We start from the raw sequence: 23,140 nt of genomic DNA on the forward strand, positions 1-23,140 counted from the left end.
CAAGCTAACCCCGTGATCCTCTGTCTCGACGTCGGTTCCACCTGGACCAAGGCCGCTCTCGTCACCCCAGAGGGCGAACTGGTCAGGACCGGCCAGCACCCCACGACCCCACCGGAAGTGCTGCGAGGCATCGACGCACTGCGAGAAGAGGTCGGCGACGGCGAGATCCTCGCGTGCTCGTCGGCCGGCGGAGGCCTCAGGCTCGCGGTCGTCGGCCAGGAACGCGTGGTCAGCGCCGAAGCGGGCTACCGGGTGGCGCTGTCCGCGGGCGCCAAGATCGTGCACATCAGCGCGGGCCCGGTCGACGTGAAGGCACTCCGCGCAGCCACCCCGGACCTGGTCCTGCTGGTCGGCGGCACGGATGGTGGCGACCAGAAGGTCCTGCTGCACAACGCCGCCAAGCTCGCCCGCGTGGCCGTGCCGATCGTGCTGGCGGGCAACGTCGAGGCGCAACCGGAAGCGTTGGAGCTGCTGGCGAAGCGGACTGTCGTGGCGTGCCCGAACGTGCTGCCGGACGTCGGTCAGCTCGCCCCGGAACCGGCGCGCAGGGCGATCCGCACTGCGTTCCTCCAGCACGTCATCGGAGGCAAGGGACTGTCGAGGGGCCCGAGGTTCCGGCAGCTGGTCAGGGCGGTGACGCCGGACGCGGTGCTGGCGGGAGTTTCCCGGCTGGCACAACAGGAGCGCGAGGGTGCGGTGCTCGTGGTGGACGTCGGCGGCGCGACCACGGACGTGTACTCGGCGGTGTCGACTGTGGACAGTGAAGGTCTGGAGAGGACGGTCGCGCTCCCGCCGGACCGCCGCACCGTCGAGGGCGACCTGGGCATGCGCTGGTCCGCGCCAGGAGTGGTGAAGGAAGCGAGAACGGAACGCCTCACGACCGAAGATCTGACCGCAGAGGCCCAGTTCCGCGCCGAGAACGTCGACTGGCTCGCGGACGACCCGGCGACAGACGTGAAGCTGGCCTCGTTCGCCGCGATCCTGGCCGTGAGGAGGCATCTGCGGCAGGTCGACGGCCAGCTCGGACCGCACGGCGCGGGGTTGCTGGTGCTGTCGGGCGGGGTCTTCCGGCACACGCCGGACATCGGACCGGTCGTCGAGGCCCTCCGCGACGACCCGGTGCTGCGGCCGGTGCTCAGGTCCGCCGAGATCACCGTCGACCGCGACTACGTGCTGGCACCGGTGGGCCTGCTCGCCGAGTCGGGGCGGCTCGAAGCCGCCGACCGACTGGCGAAACGCCTAGGCTGACTCCTCGTCCTCGACGAACTCAAGAAGGTCGCCGGGCTGGCACTCCAGCACGCGGCACATGGCCTCCAGGGTGCTGAACCGCACCGCCTTCGCGCGCCCGTTCTTCAGCACCGCGACGTTGGCGGGCGTCAGCCCCACCTTCTCCGCGAACTCGCCGACGCTCATCTTGCGCTTGGCCAGTTCGACGTCGATGCGCACGACGATGGCCATCAGATCACCGCTTCCATGTCGGAGCGCAGTTCCGTGGCGCGCTTGAGCAGCGCCCGCATCACGACGATGACGAGCCCGATCACGGACACCGTGGACGTGATCACGAAGAACAGCACGAGCACACCGGGGTCGTCGGCGTGGAACCCGACCCAGACGAACACGGCCACGAGCACGACCCATGCCGCGCCGATCGCCCAGACCATCACGTTCACCCACTTGATCGACGCCTCGGTGAAGATCAGATCCTTGCGCACCAACGTGAGCAGCTTCCAGGTGGCCACGATCACCACCTGCACGCACACCACCCAGAACACCGACACGATCGTCGAGGGCCACCTCAGGTGCGCCTCCGCCGGGTTCTGCTGCGCCATGTACGCGTAGGAGCCGGGGATCGACAACGTCTCCAGCACGACGAGGATCCCGAACAGCGCCACCAGGAAGACCCGGAGCGCCGTCACCGCCCAACGTTCAGCAATCATGCATCGAGTATCAGTAGTGATCTATCGAAAGTCAATCGGTAGTGATCGTGTCGCAATAGAGCAATAGAGTGAGCGTCGTGGGACTGCGCGAGCGCAAGAAGTCAGAGACCCGCGCGGCGCTGTCGGCCGCCGCGCTGAGGCTCGCCCTGGAGAAGGGCGTGGACGAGGTGCGGGTCGACGAGATCGCCGAGGCGGCGAACGTCTCGCCGCGCACCTACAACAACTACTTCCCGAGCCGCGAGCACGCGATCGTCGCCGGCATCACGGCCTCGCGCGCGCTGAAGGTCGCCGAAGCGTTGCGGCACAGGCCTTCCGGCGAACCGCTCGTCGAGTCGATCATCGCCGCGTTCACCGAGCAGTACCGCGAACCGCCGACCGAGGCCCTCGCGCTGATCACGTCGACACCCGCGCTGCGCCAGGCGTACCTCGACTCGGTGACGTCCGTGGAACCGCCGATCGCGGACGTCATCGCCACGAGGCTCGGCAAGTCGCAGCAGGGCGCCGAGGTGCTGGCCGCGGCGGTGAGCGCGGCGGCACGGCTGGCGGTCGAGCGGTGGGTGGACCACCGCCCGTCCGGACTGGTCGTGGTCTCGACGGCGTCCGTCGAGGACCACCTGCGCGAGGCGATCGGCCACCTCGCGCCCGCCCTCAGGTGAGCTCGTCCTTCAGCACGCACATCAGCAACGCGTCGTGCCACTCGCCGTCGCGGAAGAACGACTGCCGGAACCGCCCGTCGACCTGGAAGCCGACCTTCTTGTAGGACTTGATCGCGCGCTCGTTCGCCTCCACCACACCGAGTTCGATCGAGTGCAGCCGCATGGTGTCGAACCCGTACCGGCAGACCGTGCGCAACGCGTCGGTGCCGTACCCGCCGCCCCAGTGGTCCTTCTCGCCGATGTAGATGTCGACCTCTGCCCGCGCGTTGACCGGGTCCGCGTCGCGCAGCACGACGACGCCGATCAGCTTGCCGTCCTTCAACGTCTCGATGCAGAAGGTGACCTTCTCGTACGAGTTCTCCTGCCGGTCGGCGAAGCGCTTGCGCGCCGACGCCAGCGACGAGTGGTAGTAGCTCTGCAGCCACCGCATCACGTCTTCGTCGTTGTGCCAGCGGTGGAACGCGTCGGCGTCCTCCGGTTCGACGGGACGCAGTCGGACGAGATCACCGGTCAGCATGACCAGGAGCGTAGGAGCCGGGTCAGAAGACGGCCAACGGGTTTACCGGCAGGCCCGTGGTGCCCAGGATGCGGGGAACCGCCGCCACGAACAGGAACGTGTGCCGGCCCTGCTCCGCGCAGACCTCGGCGAGTTCCTCGGCCTGCGCTCCGTCGACCAGAGGAAGCCCGAGACGCAGGAGTCCCAACCGGTGCAGCGCTCCGGGAACGTCGTCCTTCACCGGCGGGTACGCGTCGCCGATGTCCCCGGCGTAGACGGAGATCCCGCGCTCGTGCATCCACAGGACCGCGCCCGAGGTCATCCCCGGCAGCGCCCGGCCGTGATCACGAACCCGGTCCCAGCCCGCCCGCACCACCAGCGCGTCACCCGACTCCACCACGACGTCCGCCCGTTTCGCCGCGGCGTCCAGGTCGTCCGCGGTGACGGCGTGCCCGTCGGGCAGCCTCCCGCCGGGAGCCAGGTCGAGCAGCACGCCCCTCGTCACGATCCCGCCGGCGAACACGTCCGCGGCGCCGTGCTTCACGCCCGTCGGTCCGGAGCTGTCCTCCAGCGCGATCCCGGGGTAGACCTGCCCGTCCACCACCATGTGCGACAACGCGTCCAGGTGCGTGACCTCCGGGTGGTGCGTCGTGACGAGCATCAGTTCGCCCATCGCGATCGGCGACGCGCCGGTGAACGACATGATCGTCTGCACGGCTGTGTTGTCCGCTTGGAGAGCGGCCATCGGGCCACCCATGAGCGGCAGGGTCGGCGTCTTGCGGGCCAGCGAGACCGACAGTCCCGTGCGCACCTGCGCGGCACCGCGGGCGCGGGCCTCGGCGGTGATCAGGTTGACGGTGCCGAGCTGGTCCGCGTCGCCCCACCGTCCCCAGTTGGTCGGGAACCCGTCAGCGCTCTGATCCATGATGACTTCCTCCACGAGTCGGTGTCACCAAGATCGTCACGGCGCCGGCGCACGGCCGACAGCCCATCGGGTGCCCATCCGGTGCCCAATCCGGTGGGCAGCGCTTTGGTTACTGTCAGGTGCATGCCCTCACTCGGACACACCTTGCGTGAGTTGCGGCGGTGGTCGTTCACGGGTCGCGACGAGGAGGTCGCGGTGTTCCGGGAGGTGCTGGGCGGTCCCGGCGTGCTCTTCGTGCACGGACCGGGCGGGGTGGGCAAGAGCGCGTTGCTCGACGTCTTCGCGGGCATCGCCGCCGAGAAGGGCCTCGACCCGGTGCGGGTCGACGCCCGCCACCTGACCCTCGGACGGGAGGCCCTGCCCGTCCTCGCCGACGACGCGGCGGCGGTCCTCCTCGTCGACACCTACGAGCTGCTGGAACCCGTCGACGACTGGATCCGCGAGCACTACCTGCCATCGCTCCCGGCGTCCTGCCTGGTGGTGATCGCCGGCCGCCGCGCTCCCGGCCCGAGGTGGCGGGCGGATCCGGCCTGGCGGACGATGATGCGGGTCGTCGCGCTCGGCAACCTGGCGGAGCGCGACGGACTCGCCTACCTGAGCGCCCAGAACGTTCCCGCGGAGCTGCACGAGGGCCTGCTGAAGATCAGCCGCGGCCACCCCCTCACCCTGTCGATGCTGGTGGACGCCGTGCGCCGCGGCGTCGAGCCGCTCTCCCTCTCGGACCTGCCTGGCCTCGGAGCGTTGCTGACGCAGCTGATCGGCGAGGTGCCGAGCAGCCGTCACCGCACGGCGCTGGAGGTGTGCGCGCTGTTGCTCGTCACCACCGAGGACCTGCTGCGCTCGATGACCGGTGACGACGCCGGTGAGTTGTTCGCGTGGCTGCGGACGCAGGTCTTCGTCGACGAGTCGCCGTACGGCCTCTACCCGCACGACGTGGTCCGCGACGCCCTGATCGCCGACCTGCGCTGGCGCGACCCCGGTCGCTACTCCGACCTGTACCGCAGGAAGCTCGCCGTGTTCCACGGCCAGGTCCGGGCGATGGCGAAGGAGCGGGAGCGCCTGGAGCTGATGGTGATGACCGTCGTGCTGAACGGCGCTCGCTCCCCGTTCGCCGCGCTGGCGTCGTTGCCGCCGACGATGCGGGCGTACGCCGACGGCCTGCACGACGCCGACCGCGCGCCGATCATCGCCATGGCCGAGCGGTGGCAGGGGCACGAGCAGGCCGAGCTCGTCGCGCACTGGATGCGGTGCAGGCCAGGGGCTTTCCGGGTGTTCCGCACCGAGACCGGCGAACCGCGCGGCTTCGGGGCGTGCCTGGACCTGACCGAGGCCGACCTCGGCGTGGACCCCGGCGCCGACGCGATGTGGGAGCACGCCTCGACGTTCGGGTCGCTGCGGGCCGGTGAACGGGTGCGCGCCTGGCGCTTCTTCCTCGACCGCGACCACGGGCAGCGCCCGTCGCCGTCACTGACGCTGTTCGTCGCCTGGCAGATGCTGGACATCATCCTGATCGGCGACGACACGGCGTGGAGCCTCGTCGGCGCGTTCGGCGACGGCGACCTGTGGACACCGGCCCTGGACTCCATCGGGTTCCGGGCCGTCGCCGGCTACACCGTCGGCGGGGCGCGGTTCCCGGTGTTCGCGCACAACTGGCGCCGAACCGGACCGGCGGAGTACATGGAGCTGCTGCACGCCGACCAGACCGGCCGCCCGGCCGTCGGCGGGACGGCGCTGTCCAGGCCGGAGTTCACCGACGCCGTTCGCTCGGCCCTGCGCACCCTGCACACGCCCGAACTCCGGACGAACCCGCTGCTGCGGTCCCGGATGGTTTTGCGGGCGGAAGGCGCACCGGCCGAAGCCCTTCGAGAGCTGCTCACCGATGCCGCCGCCGCGCTGAAGCCCGAGCTCAGCGCGTTGATCGACAGGACGTTCCTGCGGCCGACCGGTGCCCAGGAGCGGGTCGCGGCCTCGCTGCACCTGTCGTTCAACACCTACCGGCGGCACCGGGACAAGGCGGTCGCGCAGCTCGCGGAGTCGTTGTGGGAACGCGAGACGGGTCAGGGCTTTCGCGCGAACGGCAGCGAAGGCGACTCCGGCGCGTCCACCCGCAGCAGTCCGGCCGCGATCGCCACCGCGCGGTCCCACTCCGGGTCCGACGTGTAGTCCGCGTGCCCCGACACCCCCGACCGCCACCGCCGTCCGGGGAACGGTCCCCGCTGCGGGTCCGGCAGCCAGTGGTCGCCACCCAGCACCAACGCCCCCGTCGGCCCGCGCAACGCCGGTGCCAGCGCGCCCTCCGAGCCGTCCTCGCGGTAGCCGACGCCGAGCAGCATGCCGTCGAACACCTGCCGCCGCCACGTCATCACCGCGCCGCCCAACGGGTCCGTGCCCCGGCACAGCGCGCGCCAGCGCCCGTCCAGTCCACCGGCCAGCCTCGCCAGCGACGCGTGCGGCACCACGGCGGGGAACGCCCGCGGGTACGCCCACTGCAGCTGCGACCCGGCCGTCACGATCCCGATCCGTTCGCGGTCGTGCTCGGGCAGGTCCTCCAGCAACCGGGCCGCCGCGACGGCGACCAGCAGAGATCCCTGCGAATGTCCACAGAGGACGACTCGCGTGCCGGGGTCGCGCAGGTGGTCCTCGACGCGGGCGACGAGCTCGGGCACGACCTTCAGCGCGTAGCAGGGAGGCACGATCGGGTGAGCTTCGCGCGGCCAGAACTGCGCGATGTCCGCGATGATCCCCAGCCGACGGCCGGAGTCCGGCTGCCGCGCCGCCAGGTACACGGCACGAAGCAGCGACACGGCCAGCAAGCCCAGCACGAACACCCCGAAGGCGGAGAACGGAGCCGTCCACGACGCCAGCGGCACGTTCTGCAGCCGGAGCAACGACGCCAGCACGGCGCCGAGCACCAGCACGACCGCGACGATCATGATCATGCGATGGCCGTGGTTGCGCTCCCAGCGCGCCCACCACCACGCACGCGTCGCGGTGCGAAGGTCGCGCATCCGGCCGGAGTGCAGCAGCGACGCCTCACGCGCCCACACCTTGCCCTTGCGGAACGCACGCCACCGCACGGCACCGGTGAACGACGCCACCGCGAGCGTGCTGAGCAGCGCCAGCACGCCGGCCACACCCCACAACAGGGTGATGTAGTTGTACCCAACGGGTAGCTGCAGCTCGGAACCCAGCGCCTTGCGCACCGGCAACGCCACCCCGGCACCGAAACCGCCGCCGAGCAGCCCCGCGATCGCCAGCACCGGCGCCGCGAACCAGCCGCCGGCCCACGGACGCAACTCCCGCGGCAACGACCTCCACGTGCCGCGGGCCAGCAGCGCCGCGGGGATCAGCAGGAGCCCGAACAGCACCAGCACGAACGCCATAAGCAACGCCACGACCTGCACGGACACGTCCGCACCCGGCACCCGCAACGGCAGTTGTTCCTGAAGCCCCAACGTCGTGAGCACGAGAAGCACGGAGAGCACCAACAACACTCGCCGCGGCTTACGGCCCAACGCCGCGCGCAGCCACCGTCCGCCGCGATGAGGCGCACCGCCCGTGGGGTCGTCCAGCAGCAGCACGCCGAGCACGGACACACCGAGCAGCACGAGAGCCGCGGTCCACGCCACGGTGATCGCGACGCCCATGCCACCGGTGGCCGTGAGCTGCTTCAACGGCCCGCCGAGCGCGATCAACGCCGTCATCGCGAGCGCCGCCACGACGTGCAACGACCGCAGCGCCGGAGTGTCCGGATCCGTTGCGACGTGCGCGCCGGGCAGCCCGGACGAGGGCTGCCGTTCTTGCTCCTCGGCCTCCGCGATCTCCCGGCGCTCGATCCGCCACTCGACGTGCGAGATGCGCCGCATCACCCCGATCACCACGAGGATCGGCAGCAGCCCCAGGAACGCCCGGAACCACGGAAAAACGCGCACATCTTCCGGAAGACTGGTCAAACAGGCAGTACCCGGCCGTAGACACTGGGCGGCGAGCAGATCCAGGCTGACCACCGAGATCTGCGCGATCAGCAACGCCGTCAACAGCAGTGCGAACACCCTCAGCAACGATCGCAGCCCGATTCCGAGCAGGTGAGCGGGCAGGTTGCGCTCGGGGACGGGAGGCAGCATCCAGTGCGCGACGTTCGCGATGCTGAACGGGAAGAGCAGCGCCCAAGTGGCCTTCGCCACACCTCCGGACGTCATCCCTCCCCACAGATACCCCTCGACCGTGCGGGGGATGGGACGGCCCTCGGTCTGCAAGACTGGTCCGGGCGCAGGCCTGCGGAGTCTGTCGGCGGGACGCACGATGCGCCCGAGTCCGTCTCCCGCAACGTCCACGGCCGCAACGGCGTCGACCAACGTCTGCGGCGTCGTTCCTTGAACGCCGTGCACGCGCAACTCGACGACACGTGTGTCCGGGCCGGCAATCAACACCCGAGACCTCCCTCACCAACGTGGGGGCCATAGTGGTGCATCAGAGGGCGGTATGGTCGGACGACACCCTCTCTGAAGTGCCTTGGAGGACTTCGCAATGACCGCGGACCGGTTGCAGACCCGCAACGGCATCGACTTCGCAGTGGCCGACCTGTCGCTCCACGAGTTCGGTCGCAAGGAGATCCGTCTGGCCGAGCACGAGATGCCCGGCCTCATGGCGTTCCGCCGCGAGTACTCCGGGGTGTACCCGCTCAAGGGCGCCCGCATCTCCGGCTCGCTGCACATGACGATCCAGACGGCCGTCCTGATCGAGACCCTGGTCGACCTGGGCGCGGAGGTGCGCTGGGCCTCCTGCAACATCTTCTCGACGCAGGACCACGCGGCCGCTGCCGTCGTCGTCGGCCCCCACGGCACGGAGGAGGAGCCCAAGGGCGTCGCCTGCTTCGCGTGGAAGGGCGAGACCCTGCCGGAGTACTGGTGGACGGCCGAGCAGATGCTCACCTGGCCGGACGGCAAGGGCCCGAACATGATCCTGGACGACGGTGGCGACGCCACCCTGCTCGTCCACAAGGGCGTCCAGTACGAGGCGGCCGGCGTCGTCCCCGCAGCGTCGGAAGACGACTCGGAGGAGTGGACCATCGTTCTCGACACGCTGCGCGCGTCGCTCGAGAAGGACGGCAAGAAGTGGACGAACATCGCCGAGGGCATCCGCGGCGTCACCGAGGAGACCACGACGGGCGTCATGCGCCTGTACCAGCTGGCCGCCGCCGGTGAGCTGCTCTTCCCGGCCATCAACGTCAACGACGCCGTCACCAAGTCGAAGTTCGACAACCGCTACGGCATCCGCCACTCGCTGGTCGACGGCATCAACCGCGGCACCGACGTCCTGATCGGCGGCAAGGTCGCCGTCGTCTGCGGCTACGGCGACGTCGGCAAGGGCTCCGCCGAGTCCCTGCGCGCCCAGGGCGCCCGCGTCATCGTCACGGAGATCGACCCGATCTGCGCCCTGCAGGCCGCCATGGACGGCTACCAGGTCGCCAAGCTGGAGACGGTCCTCCCGATCGCCGACATCGTCATCACGACGACCGGCAACAAGGACGTCGTCACCGTCGAGCACATGGCGCAGATGAAGCACCAGGCGATCCTGGGCAACGTCGGCCACTTCGACAACGAGCTCGACATGGCCGGCCTGCAGCGCTACCCCGGCGTGCGCAAGAACAACATCAAGCCGCAGGTCGACGAGTGGGTCTTCCCGACCGGCCGCACGATCATCGTGCTGTCCGAGGGCCGCCTGATGAACCTGGGCAACGCCACCGGCCACCCGTCGTTCGTCATGTCGAACTCCTTCTCCAACCAGGTGATCGCGCAGATCGAGCTGTTCACCAAGCACAAGGAGTACGACAACGAGGTCTACCGCCTCCCGAAGGTGCTCGACGAGAAGGTCGCGCGCATCCACCTGGAGGCGCTGGGCGGCGAGCTGACCAAGCTCACCAAGGAGCAGGCCGAGTACATCGACGTGGACGTCGAGGGCCCGTTCAAGGCGGAGCACTACCGCTACTGAGTCCGCTTTGACAGGGGCCTCCCGCGCACGCCGCGGGAGGCCCCTGTTTCATGTCCGGTGTGGGATTCTTCGGCACCTATGCCTACGAGCACGGCTCGTGGAAGACGCTGTCCGAGGGCGAACTACCGCCCATGGCGGAGCCGTCGCTGTGGATCGACATCCACGACAGCGACATCACCTCGGTCGTCTACGCCCCGGCCGGCCCCGGTTCGGGCGTCGCCTACCTGGGCCTGACGCCGCGCACGTACTTCGAGAACCCGAACGCGTCCGACCCGACGGACACCCTGCGCGAGGCCGCTGGGCTCGCGGCGTGGTGGGCCGGGGTGCACGGGGGCGGTGACGTGCCGGCCAAGCAGGCCGAGCTGCTCGCCTACCTGGCCGAGGACGAGAACCCCGACGAGTTCGAGTGGGACGAGTCGGAGAACGTCGACGAGATCGACGACGGTGAGGTGTTCGTGGAGGTCAAGACGCGGCGGTTCCTGGCGGCGCTGGGACTGCCGGTGCCGACCGAGCTCGGCTGACCGCCAGGTCGGGGAAGTCGGCGGGGATCAGCCCGAACCGGCACGCACCTTCGCTGCTCATGCGGTCACGACGATCTTGCCGAGCGGGTGCCGGCGGGCGTGGTGGATCACCGCTTCGACGCCCTCGTCGAGCGAATAGCGGCGGGCGATCGGCGTGGAGAGCCTGCCCGCGATCGCGGCCTCGGCGACGGCCTGAGGTCCGTTCACCCCGCCGCCCGTGTTCATCACGAAGCCCAGCTCCACGTCGTCGCGTCCCAGCTGCTCCAGCCGCGGTGGCGGGAAGACGATGGAGATCAGCCGGCCGCCAGGACGCAGGCTGCGTGCCGCCGCGGGCAGGCAGTCGGCGAAGAGCGCCAGGTTGAGGACGACGTCGACACCTGCGGGGTAGTCGTCGTAGCCGACCGTGCGGTGGGCGCCGAGGCCGCGCAGCAGCTCGATGGCCGTTGCGGTGCGGGCGGTCGCCGTGATCTCGGCACCGGCGGCGTTCAGGACCGGAACCAGCGTGAGGCCGACCGCCCCGGTCGCGCCGATGACGAGGACCGACTCGCCGGGCTGGATCTTCGCGGCGTCCATCAGCGCCAGCGTGGTGCCGCCCGCGATCACCAGCGACGCGGCCCGCTCCGCGTCGAGAGCGGCAGGGCGGTGGTGCAGTGCGGGCGTGTCCGCCTCGAAGACCGCGTAGTCGGCGAGGGCTCCGGTGCTCAGGGACGGTCGCACGGGGTCGGCGGCGGCGCGCAGCTGGCGGGGCAGGGCCTGGCCGAAGATCTCCTCGCCGGCGTGGAAGCGGGTGACGCCCGGTCCGGCTTCGGTGACGGTGCCCGCGAACTCGTTGCCGAGCGTGTAGGGGAACCGCAGGTCGACCAGGTCGCGGTAGCCGCCGGTGATGACGCGCACGTCGGTGGGGTTGATCGTCGAGGCGGCGATCCTCACCAGGACCTGGCCGGGTCCGGGGCGTGGGACGGGTAGTTCGGCGATCGTGAGTTGCTCGGGATCGCCGTAGCCGGTCGCGACGAGCGCCCGCATGGTGTCGGTTGTCATGAATTCACCGTATGAAGCAGCTCATGAGCAGTCGATGCCTCAACTACTCACATTCTTGCTCGTTTGCGTCAAATAGCATGGCTGCATGGACCTCGTTGCGGACGTTCTGGAGATCTCCGGCGTACGGGGCACGATCGGCGCGTGCGTGGAGGCGGGCGGGAGTTGGTCGGTCCCGGTGGCAGGCTGCACCACGGCGGTCCTGCACGTGGTCACCGCCGGCAGCGCCTGGCTCGGTCTCGACGACTCGTCACGGCAGTGGCTGGAACTGGCGGCGGGAGACGTGGTGCTCATGCCAGGGGGACCGTCGCACGTGCTCGGCAGCGAGCCGGGGACGCGTACTCCGGTGGCCGATCCGGCTGTGGTGGCTCTGGCGTTCGAGGCGGGCGAGGTGATCCGCCTCGGGGCGCAGCCCGCCCGCACCCGCATCCTGACCATCAGGTACGACTGCGACCACACCGTGCACACCCAGATCCTCGGCACGCTGCCGGAGTTGGTGCACATCCGCGGGGACCAGGGCGAGGCCGGTTTCGACGACACCGTCCGGATGCTCGGCCGAGAACTGAGCCACCCGCGGCTGGCGGGACGGGCGGTGCTGAACAGCCTGGTCGACGTACTGCTCGTACAGCTCGTGCGGGCGTGGCTGCCCACCCGGTCAGAACATCGGGGCACCTGGCTCGGAGTGCTCGGAGACCCGCTCGTGCACAGCGCGATGGAACACCTGCACGCCGAGCCCGCACGGCAGTGGACCACGACAACGCTGGCGTCCGCTCTCGACGTTTCCCGGGCGACCCTGTCCCGACGGTTCTCGGCAACCACCGGGCAGAGCCCTGCCGCCTACCTGACGCAGTGGCGCATGGACCTGGCCGCGGTTCGCCTGCGCAAGACCCGGGACCCGGTCGAGTCCGTGGCCGCGGCGGTCGGTTACCAGTCGGTCCCCGCCTTCAGCAGGGCTTTCGTCCGTTCTCGCGGTGTGACGCCAGGGCGATATCGCCTCCACTAGCGATCAAGTACCGCCACGAACGCCCGCCAGGCGACGGTGCCGAATCCCAGCTCGGGGCCCGCGGTGTTCTTCGAGTCGCGGACGCGCACGACCTGGGCGAACGCCACCTCGACGCAGTCGTCGTCGATCGCGTCGCCGCCGCTGTAACTGCTCTTACGCCAGGTGCAGTCTCCGGCCATTGAGGTCCTCCCGCGATCGACTGGCGAGATCCGCCACCATCGACCGCGATTGTTCCTCATCCAGCGCGAGCGCATCCAGGCGCGCGAAGATCGATTTGCAGCGCTTGACCCCCACCTCCTCCTGCACGAACACCTTCGCGAGGTCTGAATGCGTGTAGGCCACGCTGCCGCGCTTTTCGTACTCCCAGAGCACGTAGTGAGCGAGGAGAACTCCCGCCGGACCGCTCGACGCGGGCACGATCCGGATGGTGTGCGTGTGGAAGAGCAACCTCATGAGTTGTTCTTCCATGATCTCGTCGCTGCCGACCTTCAGTCGTAGAGCGTTCTCGTGGATGTAGAAGACGCACGTCGGCCTGTCGTGCCGCTGAAGAATGGTCTGCCGTTCCATCCGGAAACGCACAGCGGCCTCGATCATCTCCGGCGTCAGAACGCCACGGGCCACGTACAGCGCCGTCGCGTACTCCTCGGTCTGCAGCAAGCCCGGCATGTAGGTCAGGTCGTAGCCGGTGATCTTGTCCGCCAGAGATTCGGCCAGGGCCATCGTGCGCAGGTTGTCCGTGACCTGGACGACGTAGAGGTCGAACGCCGACCGGTACCGCCTCAGGAAGTCCTCGATGAACGCCTGGCTTCGGCCGCACCGCCCCAGGTACTGGATGATGTCGATCTCGGTGGCACGCACCTTGCCGTGCTCGATGTTGGAGACCTTCCCCGGATCCCAGCCGAGCATCCGGGCGATCTTCCGCCCGCGGAAGGTCGTCCAGCGCTCGCGGATCTGACGCAGCTCATCACCCAGGTCGCGGCTGTACGGGGTGGACGGATCGCCGTTCATGAACATCGACGTTAGGCGTTGGAGACCGAACAACATCGTGCCCGAACGGGTGGAATCGAACTCGGTTGACGTGCGGGTTTTACTGTCGTGGTGCGGACGACCATCATCAAGAAGACCCTGCGCGTGCCCACCTCCGACGGCGCGCCGGGCGACGGTGCCGCCATCGCGCGCCAGTTGGACGCCGCGCTGATCCGGTCCGGCTTCAAGGCGAGTCGTGACCTGCTCGAACACGTCTCCGGGCTGGAGAACGCCGAGGAGTTCGCCGCCGAGGTCGCCAGGGCGGTCAAGGAGTTGATCGGGGCTCGCGGGCAGCACAACCCGTACTTCAAGGAGTTTCCGCACAACGTGCCGGACACGCTCACGTTCTGGTGGGAGTGCGTCCGCGATGCGTTGGAGCAGGGCGTCGAGCCGACGAACAACCTCCTCGACCTGCCCAAGTACGGGCGGGTGCAGCACTCCTACGAGGAAATGCTGAAATCGCATGACGAGCTGATCCCGTCGCTGAAGGACCGCGTCACGGTCGTGCACCTCGGCGGCACGCTCGACGAGGAGGTGCAGCGGCTGTTCGAGGAGCTGGCGACGAGCCCGATCCCGTTGGCGGAGAACGACAGGGCGTTGCTGGGTGAGTTGGCGGTGCTCGCGGCCGACGCCGAGCTCGACGTACCGGTCAGGGAGAACCGCGCGATCATCAACGCGGTCAGGCTGGTCGCGCAGAAGCCGCTCCAGGACGTCGACACCGTCACGGACGTGCTGCGCGCCGCGGCCGAGGCGTCCGGGGGAGACGTCACGCTCAAGGAGGCGACGCGGTTCCGGTCGTTCCGCCGGTCCGAACGCCGGGCGTTGCTCGGTGCGTTGAACGAGGTGGCGGCGAGCAAGCTCGGGGACGTCAACTCCAACCGCGAGGCGTGGAAGCGGCTCGGGGAGCGGTTGCACCCGCACGAGTACCCGTTCGAACGGGCGCAGGACGTGTTCGCGGTGGCGCGCAGGGAGAAGGTCGCGCGGTCGTTCGCCGGGCAGGTCGAGATGGCGTTCGCGGCCGGCGACACCGCGCGGGCCACGAGCATCCTCGCCAACGCGCCGGGTCTGTTGCTGCGCCAGGTCGACCGGCTGCTCCGCAACGGTGCCGAGAACCTCGCCGTGCACGTCGAGGCGGCGGTGCCCGAGGTGTCGAGCCGCGTCCTCGTCTCGGTGCTGGAACACCTGTCGAACCGCACGACGCCGGACACGGCTCGCGTCTTCGCGACCCGTGCGCGCAGGGTGTGGATCGCCGACGACGACCGCGCGCCGCTGGATCCCGGCGCGGTCGCGGAGATCGTCGCGGTGGTCGAGAACGAGCTGGTCAGCAGGTTGCCGGAGTACTCAGGACTCATCGTCGACGACGAGGTGCTCGACGTCGTGGTGCCGCTCACCGGCACCGAGGAGGGCTTCGGCGTGTTGCCGCGCGGGTCGAAGCTCTCGTTCGACGGCGACGCGCTGCGGTTCTTCGTGCACTGGAAGCAGCACGCGAAGCGGACCGACTACGACCTGTCCGCGGTGCTGCTCGACGAGGACTTCGGGTACAAGGGCCAGGTGTCGTGGACGCAGCTGAAGGACGGTGGCGCCGTCCACTCGGGTGACGTCACGGACGCCACGAACGGTGCGACCGAGTTCATCGACGTGCACCGGATCAGGGCGAACGCGAAGTACGTCGTGCCGCAGGTGAACGTGTACTCGGGGGAGGGGTTCGACGACGTCGCCGAGTCGATGTTCGGGTTCATGAGCCGCGACCTCGACCAGCTGGGCAAGCCGTTCGAGCCGAGCACGGTCCGGGCGCGCTCTTCCATGCGCGGCAAGGGGAAGGTCGCGCTGCCGGTGATGTTCGAACGCGAAGGTGACACCTGGTTCGGCACCTGGCTGCACCTCTACCTGCGCGGCTCGTCGTGGGGCAACCGGGTCGAGGAGAACCGCGACATCGTCAAGCTCATCGCCGCGGCCGCGTTGCGGCGCAAGTACTTCACCGTGGCGCGGCTGCGGGACCTGTTCGCCCGCAAGGAGTCCACAAAGGATGCTCCGGTGATCCGCGTCGGGTTGGCACAGGACGGGAGCGGGACCGTCACCACGGTCGCGGAACTCGGGAAACTGCTGTCGGACTGAGGCGCCGCACTGCTAACGTGGTCCACGCGAGGCCATGAGGGAGCTTCCTCCTAAATCCGGAACCGGAATGCTCTTCGGAGCGCCGGTCTTATAGCTCCCTCGCCTTCCTCGCCCCTAACTCCACTCGACGGCGATGCCCGCGATACCAGGCCCGACGTCACCGAAGTAGGCGCTGACGACACCGCCGAGCCCGCACACCAGCTCGTCGACGTCGACCGGCGTCGCGTCGGCCGAGGCCAGGAACTGCTTCATGCAGCGCGCTGGCATCGCGCGCCGGTGGAACGACAGCTGGACGAGGTACGAGCCGCACGTGTCGCGGAACGTCCGGTGGTGGCCCGGCGTCGCGTTGCCGGTGTCGTCGACGATCGTGAAGCTGAAGACGTGCTCCTCGCCCGCCGCGAGCCTGCGGTCGAACAGCATCTCCACCGCGAGGTTGCGGGAAGCGCTTTCCCGGCGCAGCCGCCCCTGCCGGCAGCCCTCGCCCGCTCTGACCATCGCGTTCTCGATCAACGAGCCCTCGTCGCCGTGGTGCATCGCCAGGTACCGGTCCGGTCCCTGCCGCACCGCGCGCACGACCAGCCGTGTGGTGATGGAGCGTTGTTCGCGGTGCATGCCTATCTGGACGGTGTCGTGCACGGAGAGCACTTCGAGGTCGGCGTTGCCTCGTGCAGCCTCCGGTACGGACTCGAACGACGCGAGCAGCGGCGCCGGTTCCGGCCAGGTCGCGACCGGGCGCGGGGCGTAGGTGTTCGCGGTGCGCGGGCCGATGAGGTCCAACAAGGACGATGGCGGCAGGCGCAGCACGGTCTCCAGCGCGCGCACCGTGCTGATGGCGCGTGGTACCTCGGGATGGCGCAGACCGCGTTGCCAGTACGAGAGCGTCGACTGGCCCACTTGGACACCCAGTTGCTCAAGATGAGCGCGCAGCCTTGCCAGCGAGAGGCCCCGGTGGGCGATCGCCTCGCGCAGTGCGCGGTGGAACGGCCCGTAGCGCAGCGTCTCGGCGAGTGGGGTCGGCAAACCCCCGGTCGGGTGCCCGTTCGGTTCTCCGACCGATTCGGCGTGCCCGGAATCCGCGGCCACCGCGGCACCTACCCTTCACACACGCGCCGTGTGACTGTTCACCGTAGTCACTCGTTCTGGTGATCGAAAGATCGGATTTCCCCCGTGTGGGGGACGAGCTGCGGCCGTGTGAGTGGCCGGAACCGGTCCCGTTAGGGTTCTGGCGTGGGAAAGCTCGTGGTGATCGAAGGTCTGGACGGTGCCGGCAAGCGCACGCTCGCCAACGGCCTGACCGAAACTCTGACCTCTCAGGGCCGGACCGTGGCGAGCCACGCGTTCCCGCGGTACGGCCAGAGCGTGCACGCCGACCTGGTCCGCGACGGCCTCTACGGCCGCCTCGGCGACCTCAGCGACTCGGTCTACGGGATGGCCGTCCTCTACGCGCTGGACCGGCGCGGCGCCGCCGACGAGATCCGCAAGGACCTCGAGGAGCACGACGTGGTCCTGCTCGACCGGTACGTGGCGTCGAGCGCCGCGTACAGCGCCGCGCGGCTGCACCAGGACGAGCACGGCGAGTTCGTGCGGTGGGTGCACGAGCTCGAGATCGAACGCTTCGGGCTGCCCGTTCCCGATCTTCACCTCCTTCTGCGCGTGCCCGTCGAGGTCGCTGCCGAGCGGGCGGCGAAACGCGAACAGGACGACGATTCGCGGGCCCGCGACATTTACGAATCCGATGGCTCGCTGCAGGCCCGGTGTGGCGTTGTGTACGACGGATTGGCGAAAATCAGCTGGTTGGCCCCTTGGCAGATCGTGGACGGGCGGTCAAACGTGAACTTTCATTCGCTTCTGGAACCACTCTTCACTCCTTGAGTGGTCGCTCACGTGCGTACCGATTGACACGATCGAGTGTCCGGATGTCACTGTGAGTGATAGGAGAATTGAATTTGAAGCGTGTTCTGCAGCGTCCTCCGGTCGGTGTCGCCCGTACGGCGGTCCTGATCGCTGCCGCCCGTGCCAACGAGCAAGCTCATCCGCAGCCCCTCTTCGACGACCCCCTCGCCGCAGGCCTCGTGGAGGCCGCCGGCTCCGCGAGCGACCTGAACGGCGTGCGCACCCTCGCGGGTGACCACTTCGTCCTGCGCACCCGGTACTTCGACGACGAGCTGCTCGCCGCCGCCCACCCCCAGGTGGTGGTCATGGCGGCGGGCCTCGACACAAGAGCCTTCCGGCTCCAGTGGCCGCCGGGCACAAGACTCTTCGAGCTCGACCTGCCCGAGCTGCTCGAGTTCAAGGAGGACGCTCTGCGGGACCGGCACGCCGTGCCCGCCTGCGACCGCGTCGTCGTCCCGTGCGACCTGCGCGACGACTGGGCGACAGCGCTGATCCGCGCGGGGTTCGACCCGAAGAGGCCCACGGCGTGGTTGCTGGAGGGCCTCTTCATGTTCCTGCCGCCGGACGCGGGCGAGCAGGTCCTGTACTGGGTGAGCGCTCTCTCCGCCCGTGGCAGCACGCTCGCGCTCGAACACGTCAACCGCGCCTTCCGGGACCTGCCGCAGATGAAGGCGGTGCACCAGCGGTTCGACGCGCTGGACGCCCGCTGGCAGTCCGACGTGGAGGACCCGGTCGAATGGCTCGACGGCTACGGCTGGGACGCCGAGGTCACCCACCAGGTTGATCTCGCCGCGAAGCACGAGCGCGCGGTGCCCGCGATCACCGACCCGCTGAAGGTGGGTGACGCGCGCATCTGGCTGGCCTCCGCCGTCCGCACGACCTGAGAACGCCCTGGTAACGAATGGTGGCGCTCGCGCGGTTACTCCCGCGACGAGCAGGTCGAACGGGGCGAGGTGGGGTACGTGGAACGACAGTTCCGGCCGGTTACCGAACGAGCGCACATCGCCACCAGCAGCAACGGAGCGTGGGCGGTGCGCGAACGCCCGACCGGCAGTGCAACGATGTTGGGTATGAAGGCACGCGTGCTCGTCGTCGATGACGACCCCGCCCTGGCGGAGATGCTGACGATCGTGTTGCGCGGGGAGGGCTTCGACACCGCGGTGGTCGCCGACGGTGCCCGTGCCCTGCCCGCGCTGCGCGAGCTCAAGCCCGACCTCGTGCTGCTCGACCTGATGTTGCCGGGGATGAACGGCATCGACGTCTGCAAGGCGATCAGGTCCGAGTCGGGCGTGCCGATCGTGATGCTCACCGCGAAGAGCGACACGGTCGACGTGGTGCTGGGCCTCGAGTCCGGTGCGGACGACTACGTGGTCAAGCCGTTCAAGCCCAAGGAGCTCGTGGCTCGCATCCGGGCGCGCCTGCGGCGCACCGAGGCCGAGCCGTCCGAGGTGCTGCAGATCGGCGACCTCACGATCGACGTCCCCGGCCACGAGGTCCTGCGCGAGGGCAGGCCGATCCAGCTCACGCCGCTGGAGTTCGACCTCCTCGTCGCGCTCGCCCGCAAGCCGCGCCAGGTGTTCACCCGCGAGGTGCTGCTCGAGCAGGTGTGGGGTTACCGCCACGCCGCCGACACCCGCCTGGTGAACGTCCACGTGCAGCGGTTGCGTTCGAAGGTCGAACGGGACCCGGAACACCCCGAGGTGGTGTTGACTGTCCGCGGTGTCGGGTACAAGGCCGGCCCTCCGTGACAGGTGGCGTATGAAGTTCGTACGGCCGGCCGTCGCCAAGGCGCATTTCCTCGTGGAGGAGGCGCGCAGGCGATGGGCCGCGTTTGGTGACCTCTGGCGTCGTTCGCTGCAGTTGCGCGTCGTCGTGTCCACGCTCGCGCTCTCGTCGGCCGTGGTCTTCGTGCTGGGCATGGTGCTGCAGATGCAGATCACCAACCAGCTGCTGAGCACCAAGGACGAGGCCGCGGTGCGCCAGGCGCTGGCCTCGCGCAGCCTGATCCAGACCGACCTGGTCGGTCTGAACCCCGGCCCGGACAGCGTCCAGACGCGGTTCACCAGCGCGATCAACAAGCTCGCCGTCGGCGGCAACGGCGCCGACGCCACGACGGCGGGCGCCGGCGCGTTCGAACCGGTGCTGGCCGACGGGCTGGGCACCGCTGGCGTCGGGCGGGTGCCGTCGGTCGGCAAGCTCGACGACGTGCCGCGCGGTCTGCGCGAGATGGTCGAGGACGGCGGCTCCGGCACGCAGATCCACACCGTGCAGCGCGACAACACGCCGACGACGTTGTTCGTGGTGGGGCTGCCGATCAGCACGTCCGCGCGCTCGATGCAGCTGTACCTGATCTTCCCGCTGACCGCGGAGCAGCGCACCGCCGAGGTCGTGCAGTCCACGCTCGCTGTCGGCGGCATCGTGCTGCTGGTGCTGCTCGCGCTGATCGCGAACCTCGTGACGCGCCAGGTGGTGCGGCCGGTGCGCCAGGCAGCCGAGGTCGCGGAGCGGTTCGCGGACGGCGTCCTGCACGAACGCATGCACGTCGTCGGCGAGGACGACGTGGCGCGCCTCGCCGAGTCGTTCAACGAGATGGCCGAGTCGATCCAGGCGCAGTTCAAGCAGCTGGAGGAGTTCGGCCAGCTGCAGCGCCGGTTCACCTCCGACGTCTCGCACGAGCTGCGCACGCCGTTGACGACCGTGCGCATGGCCGCGGACGTCCTGCACGCCTCGCGTGAACAGTTCCCCGCGGGGCTCGCGCGGTCCACCGAGCTGCTGGTGGACGAGCTCGACAGGTTCGAGTCGCTGCTGGGCGACCTGCTGGAGATCTCCCGCCTGGACGCCGGTGTCGAGGAGCTGACAGCGGACCAGGTCGACATCCGCGTCCTGGCGCGCCGCGCGCACGACTCCGTGCGTGCGATCTCGACCTCCGCCAACTCGCCCGTCGTGCTGGACCTGCCCGACGCCGAGCTCGTCGCCGAGCTCGATTCCCGCCGCGTGGAACGGATTCTGCGCAACCTGCTCGCGAACGCCATCGACCACGGCGAGGGCCAGCCGGTCGAACTCACCATGCGCGGCAACGACGACGCCGTCGCGATCACCGTGCGGGACCACGGCGTCGGTCTGCGCAAGGGCGAGGCCGACCTGGTGTTCAGCCGCTTCTGGCGTGCCGACCCGTCGCGCAACCGCCGCACCGGCGGCACCGGCCTCGGTCTGTCGATCTCGCTGGAGGACGCCCGTCTGCACGGAGGCTGGCTGGAGGCGTGGGGCGAGCCCGGCCACGGTGCCGTGTTCCGGTTGACGTTGCCGCGCAGACACGGTGAGGAGCTGCGCGAGAGCCCGCTGCCGCTGGCGCCCGCTCTGGAGCTCGAACCCGTCGCGGTGGTCGAGGAGCCGATCGTCGAGGAGGAGCCGGGCGAGATCGAGCTGCGGCCGGAGGAGATCACCTGGCAGCCCGCCGAGCCCGTCGACGGGACTCCCGCCGACAAGGCAGGCACGAAGTCGGACGAGGTTTCGGAGGAAGTGCGGTGAAACGGCTGGCGTGGTTGGTGCTCGTCCTCGTGACCCTGTCCGGGTGCGCCGCGATCCCGACGAACACCCAGCCGAAACCGATCGGGTCCAAGGACAACAAGTCGTCCAACATGCCGGACGCGCCCGAGCCGCGCCCGAACATCGACCCGCTCACGCTCGTGCGCGACTTCATCGAGGCGACGGCGAGCCCGGACGGCGACTACGCGGCCGCCCGCGCGTTCCTGACGCCGGAGGCCAGCAAGAACTGGGACAGCAAGAACCCCACGATCATCGAGAGCGGCTTCTCGACCGTGCCCGTGCCGACCTCGCTGCTGACGCAGGACAAGGCGCAGACCATCCAGCTGCAGGGCAACTACGTCGGCAGGCTGGGCAGCGACAACGCGTTCGTGTCGCAGCTGGGCAAGCTCGACGTCCCGGTGAAGGTCGAGCGCAACAGCGAGAACCAGTGGCGCATCTCCACGCCGCCCGCGGGCGTGCACATGCCGCTGAACCTGTTCAACACCACGTACCGCCGGGTGACGTTGTACTTCTACAACCCCGAGTTCACCGTGCTGGTGCCGGATCCGCGCTACGTCGTGGTCCCGCCGGCGACGAGCATCCCGACCCGCGTCACCGAGCTGATGATCGCGGGCCCCGGTGACGCCGTGCGCGACACGCTGGTGAGCTCGCTCGGCCCGGAGACCCAGAAGTTCTCGGACACGCTGGAGGCCGACGACGGCGCGTTGGAGGTGAACCTCACCAACGTGGGCAAGGACATGACGCCCGAGAAGCGCAAGCAGATCGTGGCCCAGATCGTGAAGTCGTACCAGGGCGTCACTTCGTCGCGAGTGCGCGTGCTCGTCGACGGCCAGCAGATCCTGCCGGACCAACGGGACTACCGGCCGTCCGACGTGTCGGCGACCGCGGGTGAGGCGTTGCTGGCGCTGAATGCGAACCTCCAGGGAATGCTCGTGGTGGACGGGTCGGTCCGATCGCTGGCCGACGGCAACCCGATCAAGGGCCCCGCGGGCACCGGCGCGTACAGCGCGGCGTCGGCGGCGCAGTCCCTCGACGGCTCCCGGCTGGCCGTGGTGTCCCGCTCGCCCGGCGCGATGAGGCTGCGCATCGGCGAGCTGGAGCAGGACCTGTCCGAAGTGGACCTGAGCGCGACCACGCTGACGAGACCGACGTGGCTGCTCTCCAGCGGCCCGAAGGAGCCGGCCACCGAGGTCTGGACGGCCGTCAACGGCACGTCGGTGGCCCGCGTGACCCGCTCCGACAACGGCAGCTGGACCGCGAAGGCCGTCAACGTCACCGACCTCAAGGACTTCGGCGCGATCAGCGAGCTGCGCCTCTCCCGCGACGGCACCCGTGCCGCCATGGTGATCTCCGGCAAGCTCTACATCGCGTCGGTGGTCCGCAACAACCAGGACGTGGCACTGCGCTCACCGAGGCAGCTGCAGCCGACGATCCTGGGCTCGACCGTGCAGTCGATCGACTGGCTGTCGCAGGACGTGCTGGCGGTCTCCTCCTCGCTGCCCTCGTGGCCGGTGACGAAGGTCTACACCGACGGCTACCGGATCGACCGCTACAGCCAGTCGAACCTCACCGTGCCGGTGGGATCGGTGGCGGCGGCCGCGGCGCGCCAGGTGCAGGTGATCGACTCCTCGGGGCTCTGGTCGGCTTCGGACATCACGGACGTGTGGCGGTCGAGCGCGATCCGGGTGCCTTCGAACGCGCTGGTGTTCTACCCAGGCTGACGCACGGCCTGGGTGGGCTGGGACGTGTGGGCGGCTGGGACGTGTCGGCGGCCGGGATGTGTGGGCCGGCCGGGACGTGTGGACGCCGCCAGGACCGTTGCTGAGTGGCCTCGGTGACGGCGTGCGCCGGCTGAGGTCGGAGGCTGGGACGTGTCGGTGACGGCTTGGGCGGGTGAGGCCGGAGGCCGCGACGTGTCGGTGGTGCGGGGCCGACGTGGCGGGTACCGGGACGATGCGACGGCGTCTGCGGTGGCAGGTGCGTGATCTCTGCGCGG

21 protein-coding genes are annotated in these 23,140 nt (G+C 69.5%); 12 read left to right on the forward strand and 9 right to left on the reverse strand.

The window, feature by feature from the left end; genetic code table 11:
• Positions 1-12: 12 nt before the first annotated feature.
• Positions 13-1,248, forward strand: a complete 1,236-nt coding sequence (locus ACFWN2_RS33010) for a glutamate mutase L (RefSeq protein ID WP_382434160.1) — start codon at positions 13-15, stop codon at positions 1,246-1,248.
• On the opposite strand, the gene ACFWN2_RS33015 is transcribed toward ACFWN2_RS33010, so the two are convergent.
• Positions 1,240-1,458, reverse strand: coding sequence for a helix-turn-helix transcriptional regulator (locus tag ACFWN2_RS33015; protein ID WP_089914565.1), 219 nt, complete (start codon positions 1,456-1,458; stop codon positions 1,240-1,242). The two genes, ACFWN2_RS33010 and ACFWN2_RS33015, sit on opposite strands and share 9 nt — an antisense overlap.
• Positions 1,458-1,937 (reverse strand): DUF2975 domain-containing protein, encoded by a 480-nt coding sequence (locus ACFWN2_RS33020; RefSeq protein WP_382434162.1) that lies wholly within the window; start codon positions 1,935-1,937, stop codon positions 1,458-1,460. The genes ACFWN2_RS33015 and ACFWN2_RS33020 overlap by 1 nt, the downstream gene beginning before the upstream one ends.
• Positions 1,938-2,014: 77 nt before the next feature.
• Here ACFWN2_RS33020 and ACFWN2_RS33025 point away from each other — a divergent pair, with 77 nt between their 5' ends.
• Complete coding sequence (locus ACFWN2_RS33025; protein WP_382434164.1) at positions 2,015-2,593, forward strand: TetR/AcrR family transcriptional regulator; 579 nt, start codon at positions 2,015-2,017, stop codon at positions 2,591-2,593.
• On the opposite strand, the gene ACFWN2_RS33030 is transcribed toward ACFWN2_RS33025, so the two are convergent.
• Together ACFWN2_RS33030 and ACFWN2_RS33035 are read right to left on the reverse strand one after the other, a co-directional pair.
• Complete coding sequence (locus ACFWN2_RS33030) at positions 2,586-3,110, reverse strand: GNAT family N-acetyltransferase (protein ID WP_382434165.1); 525 nt, start codon at positions 3,108-3,110, stop codon at positions 2,586-2,588. The two genes, ACFWN2_RS33025 and ACFWN2_RS33030, sit on opposite strands and share 8 nt — an antisense overlap.
• A gap of 22 nt (positions 3,111-3,132) precedes the next feature.
• Positions 3,133-4,014, reverse strand: coding sequence for a cyclase family protein (locus tag ACFWN2_RS33035; RefSeq protein ID WP_382434166.1), 882 nt, complete (start codon positions 4,012-4,014; stop codon positions 3,133-3,135).
• 123 nt (positions 4,015-4,137) lie between these two features.
• On the opposite strand from ACFWN2_RS33035, the gene ACFWN2_RS33040 reads away from it, so the two are divergent.
• Positions 4,138-6,177 carry an ATP-binding protein gene (locus ACFWN2_RS33040; RefSeq protein WP_382434167.1) on the forward strand — a complete coding sequence of 680 codons (2,040 nt, stop codon included), beginning with the start codon at positions 4,138-4,140 and terminating at the stop codon, positions 6,175-6,177.
• On the opposite strand, the gene ACFWN2_RS33045 is transcribed toward ACFWN2_RS33040, so the two are convergent.
• Positions 6,072-8,213 carry a hypothetical protein gene (locus ACFWN2_RS33045; RefSeq protein ID WP_382434168.1) on the reverse strand — a complete coding sequence of 714 codons (2,142 nt, stop codon included), beginning with the start codon at positions 8,211-8,213 and terminating at the stop codon, positions 6,072-6,074. The genes ACFWN2_RS33040 and ACFWN2_RS33045 overlap by 106 nt on opposite strands.
• 328 nt (positions 8,214-8,541) lie before the next feature.
• Between ACFWN2_RS33045 and ahcY the strand changes: the two genes are divergently transcribed.
• The gene (gene ahcY / locus ACFWN2_RS33050) at positions 8,542-10,005 is read left to right on the forward strand and encodes an adenosylhomocysteinase (RefSeq protein WP_382434169.1); all 1,464 of its coding nucleotides are present in this window, start codon (positions 8,542-8,544) and stop codon (positions 10,003-10,005) included.
• A 50-nt stretch (positions 10,006-10,055) separates the two neighbouring features.
• Positions 10,056-10,526, forward strand: coding sequence for a hypothetical protein (locus ACFWN2_RS33055; RefSeq protein WP_382434170.1), 471 nt, complete (start codon positions 10,056-10,058; stop codon positions 10,524-10,526).
• Positions 10,527-10,583: 57 nt separating this feature from the next.
• On the opposite strand, the gene ACFWN2_RS33060 is transcribed toward ACFWN2_RS33055, so the two are convergent.
• Positions 10,584-11,564, reverse strand: coding sequence for an NADP-dependent oxidoreductase (locus ACFWN2_RS33060; RefSeq protein ID WP_382434171.1), 981 nt, complete (start codon positions 11,562-11,564; stop codon positions 10,584-10,586).
• 85 nt (positions 11,565-11,649) lie between these two features.
• Between ACFWN2_RS33060 and ACFWN2_RS33065 the strand changes: the two genes are divergently transcribed.
• Positions 11,650-12,564 (forward strand): AraC family transcriptional regulator, encoded by a 915-nt coding sequence (locus ACFWN2_RS33065; protein WP_382434173.1) that lies wholly within the window; start codon positions 11,650-11,652, stop codon positions 12,562-12,564.
• On the opposite strand, the gene ACFWN2_RS33070 is transcribed toward ACFWN2_RS33065, so the two are convergent.
• Together ACFWN2_RS33070 and ACFWN2_RS33075 are read right to left on the reverse strand one after the other, a co-directional pair.
• Positions 12,561-12,743: a DUF397 domain-containing protein gene (locus ACFWN2_RS33070; protein WP_382434175.1), complete on the reverse strand. Its 183-nt coding sequence runs from the start codon at positions 12,741-12,743 to the stop codon at positions 12,561-12,563. The genes ACFWN2_RS33065 and ACFWN2_RS33070 overlap by 4 nt on opposite strands.
• Positions 12,718-13,572 carry a DUF5753 domain-containing protein gene (locus ACFWN2_RS33075; RefSeq protein WP_382434176.1) on the reverse strand — a complete coding sequence of 285 codons (855 nt, stop codon included), beginning with the start codon at positions 13,570-13,572 and terminating at the stop codon, positions 12,718-12,720. The genes ACFWN2_RS33070 and ACFWN2_RS33075 overlap by 26 nt, the downstream gene beginning before the upstream one ends.
• A gap of 90 nt (positions 13,573-13,662) precedes the next feature.
• On the opposite strand from ACFWN2_RS33075, the gene ACFWN2_RS33080 reads away from it, so the two are divergent.
• On the forward strand, positions 13,663-15,705 hold the full coding sequence (locus ACFWN2_RS33080) for a TerD family protein (RefSeq protein WP_382434178.1): 2,043 nt from the start codon (positions 13,663-13,665) through the stop codon (positions 15,703-15,705).
• A gap of 114 nt (positions 15,706-15,819) precedes the next feature.
• On the opposite strand, the gene ACFWN2_RS33085 is transcribed toward ACFWN2_RS33080, so the two are convergent.
• Positions 15,820-16,788: a helix-turn-helix domain-containing protein gene (locus ACFWN2_RS33085; RefSeq protein WP_382434179.1), complete on the reverse strand. Its 969-nt coding sequence runs from the start codon at positions 16,786-16,788 to the stop codon at positions 15,820-15,822.
• 144 nt (positions 16,789-16,932) lie between these two features.
• Between ACFWN2_RS33085 and ACFWN2_RS33090 the strand changes: the two genes are divergently transcribed.
• The 5 genes from ACFWN2_RS33090 (at position 16,933) to ACFWN2_RS33110 (ending at position 22,865) form a co-directional block, all read left to right on the forward strand.
• Positions 16,933-17,577 (forward strand): dTMP kinase, encoded by a 645-nt coding sequence (locus ACFWN2_RS33090; protein WP_382434181.1) that lies wholly within the window; start codon positions 16,933-16,935, stop codon positions 17,575-17,577.
• A 74-nt stretch (positions 17,578-17,651) separates the two neighbouring features.
• Positions 17,652-18,482 carry an SAM-dependent methyltransferase gene (locus ACFWN2_RS33095; RefSeq protein WP_382434182.1) on the forward strand — a complete coding sequence of 277 codons (831 nt, stop codon included), beginning with the start codon at positions 17,652-17,654 and terminating at the stop codon, positions 18,480-18,482.
• Positions 18,483-18,668: 186 nt separating this feature from the next.
• The gene (gene mtrA / locus ACFWN2_RS33100) at positions 18,669-19,346 is read left to right on the forward strand and encodes an MtrAB system response regulator MtrA (protein ID WP_030471262.1); all 678 of its coding nucleotides are present in this window, start codon (positions 18,669-18,671) and stop codon (positions 19,344-19,346) included.
• A 10-nt stretch (positions 19,347-19,356) separates the two neighbouring features.
• A complete protein-coding gene (gene mtrB, locus ACFWN2_RS33105) occupies positions 19,357-21,126 on the forward strand; it encodes an MtrAB system histidine kinase MtrB (RefSeq protein ID WP_382434183.1) in 1,770 nt (589 codons plus the stop codon).
• Complete coding sequence (locus ACFWN2_RS33110; RefSeq protein ID WP_382434184.1) at positions 21,123-22,865, forward strand: LpqB family beta-propeller domain-containing protein; 1,743 nt, start codon at positions 21,123-21,125, stop codon at positions 22,863-22,865. Before mtrB ends, ACFWN2_RS33110 begins: the two co-directional genes overlap by 4 nt.
• The last annotated feature ends 275 nt before the right edge of the window (positions 22,866-23,140 follow it).

The organism is Lentzea sp. NPDC058436, assembly GCF_042721515.1.
Lineage (GTDB): Bacteria > Actinomycetota > Actinomycetes > Mycobacteriales > Pseudonocardiaceae > Lentzea.

Coding starts and splice junctions, on each gene's coding strand:
- ACFWN2_RS33060 (WP_382434171.1), bottom strand. CDS start 11,564: ATGACAACCGACACCATGCGGGCGCTCGTCGCGACCGGCTACGGCGAT.
- ACFWN2_RS33030 (WP_382434165.1), bottom strand. CDS start 3,110: ATGCTGACCGGTGATCTCGTCCGACTGCGTCCCGTCGAACCGGAGGAC.
- ACFWN2_RS33075 (WP_382434176.1), bottom strand. CDS start 13,572: ATGAACGGCGATCCGTCCACCCCGTACAGCCGCGACCTGGGTGATGAG.
- ACFWN2_RS33055 (WP_382434170.1), top strand. CDS start 10,056: ATGTCCGGTGTGGGATTCTTCGGCACCTATGCCTACGAGCACGGCTCG.
- ACFWN2_RS33070 (WP_382434175.1), bottom strand. CDS start 12,743: ATGGCCGGAGACTGCACCTGGCGTAAGAGCAGTTACAGCGGCGGCGAC.
- ahcY (WP_382434169.1), top strand. CDS start 8,542: ATGACCGCGGACCGGTTGCAGACCCGCAACGGCATCGACTTCGCAGTG.
- mtrA (WP_030471262.1), top strand. CDS start 18,669: ATGAAGGCACGCGTGCTCGTCGTCGATGACGACCCCGCCCTGGCGGAG.
- ACFWN2_RS33040 (WP_382434167.1), top strand. CDS start 4,138: ATGCCCTCACTCGGACACACCTTGCGTGAGTTGCGGCGGTGGTCGTTC.
- ACFWN2_RS33065 (WP_382434173.1), top strand. CDS start 11,650: ATGGACCTCGTTGCGGACGTTCTGGAGATCTCCGGCGTACGGGGCACG.
- ACFWN2_RS33035 (WP_382434166.1), bottom strand. CDS start 4,014: ATGGATCAGAGCGCTGACGGGTTCCCGACCAACTGGGGACGGTGGGGC.
- ACFWN2_RS33015 (WP_089914565.1), bottom strand. CDS start 1,458: ATGGCCATCGTCGTGCGCATCGACGTCGAACTGGCCAAGCGCAAGATG.
- ACFWN2_RS33045 (WP_382434168.1), bottom strand. CDS start 8,213: ATGACGTCCGGAGGTGTGGCGAAGGCCACTTGGGCGCTGCTCTTCCCG.
- ACFWN2_RS33020 (WP_382434162.1), bottom strand. CDS start 1,937: ATGATTGCTGAACGTTGGGCGGTGACGGCGCTCCGGGTCTTCCTGGTG.
- mtrB (WP_382434183.1), top strand. CDS start 19,357: ATGAAGTTCGTACGGCCGGCCGTCGCCAAGGCGCATTTCCTCGTGGAG.